Source organism: [Clostridium] clostridioforme AGR2157, from assembly GCF_000424325.1.
GTDB lineage: Bacteria > Bacillota > Clostridia > Lachnospirales > Lachnospiraceae > Enterocloster > Enterocloster clostridioformis_A.
Genome location: NZ_AUJR01000107.1, coordinates 1 through 3637, shown reverse-complemented (window position 1 = coordinate 3637; position 3637 = coordinate 1). Strand labels below are relative to the sequence as shown.

Below are 3637 nucleotides of genomic sequence, written 5' to 3'. Positions count from 1 at the left end.
TGAGTCTGCGGCAAGTGCCGGTACGGCACAATCGGAGAGGTGTTTACACCGAAATCAACGTGCAGTTTCTACCTCCCACAATGTGCCGTCTGACATTTTATTCTGAACAGTAAATCCTGCCGTGACACACGAATAGTATTTTTATCATCTTGAATATATCCTTTCATAAGCCTACAAACCTTGATATTACTGGCTTTTTGGCACTTTTCTTCATTTTCGCTTTTTGCCCCAAACCTACGCATTTCTATGTAATTCTACGTAAATTCACGGGCAAGTGGTGTAGTAAGTGGTGTAGTAACTTGGTGTGTTTTCAACCTGATTTTCTCTGTTTTTCTGGTGCGTTGCTGACTTTAAAGTCTATGATTTTCGTCATCTGCTCCGCCGCCCGGTCAAAGCTGGAATGGGTGTAGACGTTCAAGGTAACACCCACATCAGAATGTCCCATGACACTGCAAATTTTTTATGTCCATTCCGGCGTTTGCCATATTGGTACAGAACGTGTGGCGGAACACATGGGGTGTGATGTGCGGCAGCGGCTTATCCGGGTACAGCTTCCTGTACTTCTTCATAGCCCAGCGCATTTCATTCTCAATATGCAAGGCTACTTTTGGCTTATCGTCCTTATCCAGCAGAAGAAGTCCAAATCACTCTTTGTCAATCCGCAAAATTCACTGACCCGCATACCCGTTCCCAACAGCACGACAAATTCATCATAATACTTGGTATAAATCTTGTCCTCACGGATAAAGTTCATCCAGATTTTCTGCTGCTCCTCTGTCATAGCAATCCGCTTCTGCGAATCGTTGGGTACAACGTCTACCAATTTGAAATCAAAGGGATTTCTGCGGATAATATCCTCATTGTATGCCATTTGAAAGGCTGGCTTGACAACGCCCCGAACACTCGTAATCGTGCTATATCCCTTGCCGTCATTGTGCAGCTTCATAATCCATTGCTGTGCGTCTGATACCTTAATATCCTTTATCTGCCGATAGCCGAAATCTTCTTTCTTAATCAGATTCAGCACAAAATTATAACCGACTTTGGTATTGTAGCGCACGCCCTGTTTCAAACTGATATACTGCTCCAAAAGGGCAATCACAGTAATTGCTCCGGCGGCATAGTCAATCCCCTCGTCAAGCTGCTTCTGAATTGCCTTTTCCTTTTCCCGCAGCTCTTTCAAATCAGAGGAATAAATGGTCTGCCGAGTCAAACTCCTTTCCGTAATGGAAAGAGCCTTGATATGACACATTCATTGTACCATATCAAGACTGCTTTTTACATCACAAAATTTCAGATAGAATACTCCTGCTCGATATACTGGTCGAATAAGCGACGCTTAATCAGCCGCTTATTCCCTACCCATAAAACATCCGACAATTCTTGTCATTGGTAAGGTCACGCAGTTTATTGATGCCAATTCCAGAATAAGCCGCTGCTTCTTCCAGACTTAAATTACTCTTTTCCCAAATAGGGACTTCTTTCATAGGCGGCTCTCCTTTCTGTTCAGCAGCATTTTTAGACGTTCCATTATCGTCTGTGCGGTGGCTTTTCAGGGCATACTTCATCTGCGGGCATTTGCCGTTGTCATTTTCAAACGTCCAGCTCTGCATAGCCGGATTGGTAAAGCCCCGTCTTTTCAGCCGTTCCACTTCATCCTTGTGTCTGCGGCTGGCTTCTCTGGCTTCCCGTTCCTCGCGGGCTGCCCGCTGGCAGTCACATTTTGCCGGGTGGCGGTCACGCCCCAACCATGCGGCGGTTTCTTTCGGGAAATAGGCTTCTTTCGGCTTGCGGCACTTCCCGCAGCACAAAAGCCCGTCCTCGCCTGTGTAGTCCTCCGGCTCCGGCGTGGTCTGTGGTATATTCAAACTCATATCGTCAATTCCATTCGTCATAAGCTCTCGCCCTCCTTGAAAGAATAGTCCGGGATGCCCTTTTTTAAGGCTCCCTTTTTGTCATTATCAGCCCAGATACGCAAAGCGGCGGCATAATTGCTGTATGTTTTCCCGCTGGCGGCAAGGTAGCGGCTCATTTCCTCAATGAACCGTTCCAGCCTGTCCGGGTATTCCGCTTGAAGCTCTGCATATTCCGTTTCTGACAGGAAAATATTTTTATATCTGCCAAAGGCTGCGGGCGGCTCCCCACTCGCTCCCATTGTTTGGCTCTCTGTAAGGTTGTTTATATTAGTTTTGTTAGGGGACGGTTTTCCGACCCCGCATTGCTGTATTTTCCGTTCTCACACAGAACGCCGCCAGATCCGTCGAAAAGACCGCAGCCATAGCGGAATACCCCAGCAGTATCAAAGAGCGGTTACAGCAGACAAAAGCAGCGAAAAACGCCCCGAACCATGACACTGTACAGCGCATGGTAGATATAGCCGCAAAGAGAGCCGAGGGGAAAGGACGGGACTATGAGAAATGGGCGACGATGCACAACTTAAAGCAAATGGCGGCTACCCTTGCCGCCTACCAGCAGTACGGCTTTTCTTCTCCGGACGAGCTGGACGCTGCCCTTACCGCCGCCCATTTGGATATGCAGGAAAGCCTTGCCGGACTGAAAGAACTGGAAGCCACTATCCGGGACAAAAAGGAATTGCAGCGCAATCTTCTAATAGGCACGAAGCCCGCCCGTGACGGGCTGAAAGCTCAAAAATCGGAGAAAGCCCGCAGAGCCTACCGGGAGCAGCACCAGAGCGACTTTATCCTTGCGGAATCCGCTGCTCGCTATTTCCGGGAACACAGCATTTCCAAGCTGCCAGCCAGTAAAGCCCTACAACGGGAGATTGAGCAGCTTACCGTCCAGAAGAACTTCATTTTCCCTTTTAGCTGGGTAATACAGGGATTACTGATTTCCTGCTTGGTGTGCCGTTTTCGGGCGGCGGTTATTCGATTGTCCGGTGTCGGCTATACTTCAAAGCGAAACTTAAATAATGCTTTCAGAAGTGATTCCGTGATGTAGTCCTCTATGTCCTTGTCTGCCTGTCCGTTCACAAGGGCGGCGTACTGTATACGGCGGCTGTAATACTGCAAGACCGTGTTAACTGCTTCCGGCTTGCCTCTGGTAGCCTGTACGATTGTGTCATAGGGGAGAAGCCTGTTATTCCTCATGTGCTAGTCCCTCCATTTCCTCGAAAAGCTGCTGTATGGATTTGCGGATATGGTAGCCCGCTGTACTGCGGCTGCGTCCGTACCGTCTACCAATTTCATGCTGTGGAATACGCTTGAAAAAGGACAGGTAAAGCATTTAACGCGAAATAAGATAGGCTTTGAAAAGCAGGTCTTGAAACCCGTCTGTTTTATTTCCATTGTCTTGAACTCTTTTTGGATAATTCCAGGTAGAACACCGGGACGGCAGCGCCACGGAACAAAAGGCTCCATTGAAAAAGAGCATTTATAGTCTCTACCAGTTATTCACAATTATGAAAGCGGCTAACTACCGGTATCTGGAATTCATCTCGTCGTTTGAAGACCACAGTAAATGCTCATGTGCGATAAAGTAACACACAAGAATTGATAGACAGCAGCCCACTATTCCAAGTTATATTTTTTATTTTCCAAGCCTAAGGTAAAAACCACCGCCTTTAGGCGGTAGAGCTTCAGCGGCATTTCCTTTTCCAGGAGGCAGTGATATAATTGGC

Annotated in this window: 4 protein-coding genes and 6 pseudogenes; 2 read left to right on the top strand and 8 right to left on the bottom strand. The window is 47.5% G+C overall.

The features are described from left to right. Positions 1-431: 431 nt before the first annotated feature. The 5 genes and pseudogenes from G614_RS34795 to G614_RS28860 all read right to left on the bottom strand — a co-directional run. A complete protein-coding gene (locus G614_RS34795) occupies positions 432-569 on the bottom strand; it encodes a tyrosine-type recombinase/integrase (protein WP_242828204.1) in 138 nt (45 codons plus the stop codon). Between the two features lie 32 nt (positions 570-601). After that, positions 602-1213: a tyrosine-type recombinase/integrase gene (locus tag G614_RS33190; RefSeq protein ID WP_242828203.1), complete on the bottom strand. Its 612-nt coding sequence runs from the start codon at positions 1211-1213 to the stop codon at positions 602-604. Between the two features lie 80 nt (positions 1214-1293). Then, positions 1294-1487 (bottom strand): annotated as a pseudogene (locus G614_RS30810) (excisionase). Between the two features lie 69 nt (positions 1488-1556). Then, positions 1557-1895: pseudogene (locus G614_RS28865) on the bottom strand (ATP-binding protein); the annotation flags it as partial. Further along, positions 1892-2212 (bottom strand): annotated as a pseudogene (locus G614_RS28860) (replication initiator protein A); the annotation flags it as partial. The pseudogenes G614_RS28860 and G614_RS28865, both read right to left, overlap by 4 nt. A 2-nt stretch (positions 2213-2214) precedes the next feature. Between G614_RS28860 and G614_RS28855 the strand changes: the two are divergent. Then, a pseudogene (locus G614_RS28855) lies at positions 2215-2808 on the top strand (relaxase); the annotation flags it as partial. Positions 2809-2903: 95 nt separating this feature from the next. Here G614_RS28855 and G614_RS28850 read toward each other — a convergent pair. The 3 genes and pseudogenes from G614_RS28850 to G614_RS35235 all read right to left on the bottom strand — a co-directional run bounded on the left by G614_RS28850 (position 2904) and on the right by G614_RS35235 (position 3390). Further along, on the bottom strand, positions 2904-3107 hold the full coding sequence (locus G614_RS28850; RefSeq protein ID WP_044918752.1) for a helix-turn-helix domain-containing protein: 204 nt from the start codon (positions 3105-3107) through the stop codon (positions 2904-2906). After that, positions 3097-3243: pseudogene (locus tag G614_RS34790) on the bottom strand (sigma-70 family RNA polymerase sigma factor); the annotation flags it as partial. The gene G614_RS28850 and the pseudogene G614_RS34790, both read right to left, overlap by 11 nt. After that, positions 3244-3390, bottom strand: a complete 147-nt coding sequence (locus tag G614_RS35235; protein WP_207637861.1) for a DUF4865 family protein — start codon at positions 3388-3390, stop codon at positions 3244-3246. Between G614_RS35235 and G614_RS34785 the strand changes: the two are divergent. Then, positions 3332-3475, top strand: a pseudogene (locus G614_RS34785) (MarR family transcriptional regulator); the annotation flags it as partial. The gene G614_RS35235 and the pseudogene G614_RS34785 sit on opposite strands and share 59 nt — an antisense overlap. Positions 3476-3637: the final 162 nt, after the last annotated feature.

Excerpts from the sequence above, each read along its gene's own strand:
- G614_RS34795 (WP_242828204.1), bottom strand. The coding sequence starts at position 569 with ATGAAGAAGTACAGGAAGCTGTACCCGGATAAGCCGCTGCCGCACATC.
- G614_RS28850 (WP_044918752.1), bottom strand. The coding sequence starts at position 3,107 with ATGAGGAATAACAGGCTTCTCCCCTATGACACAATCGTACAGGCTACC.
- G614_RS35235 (WP_207637861.1), bottom strand. The coding sequence starts at position 3,390 with ATGCTCTTTTTCAATGGAGCCTTTTGTTCCGTGGCGCTGCCGTCCCGG.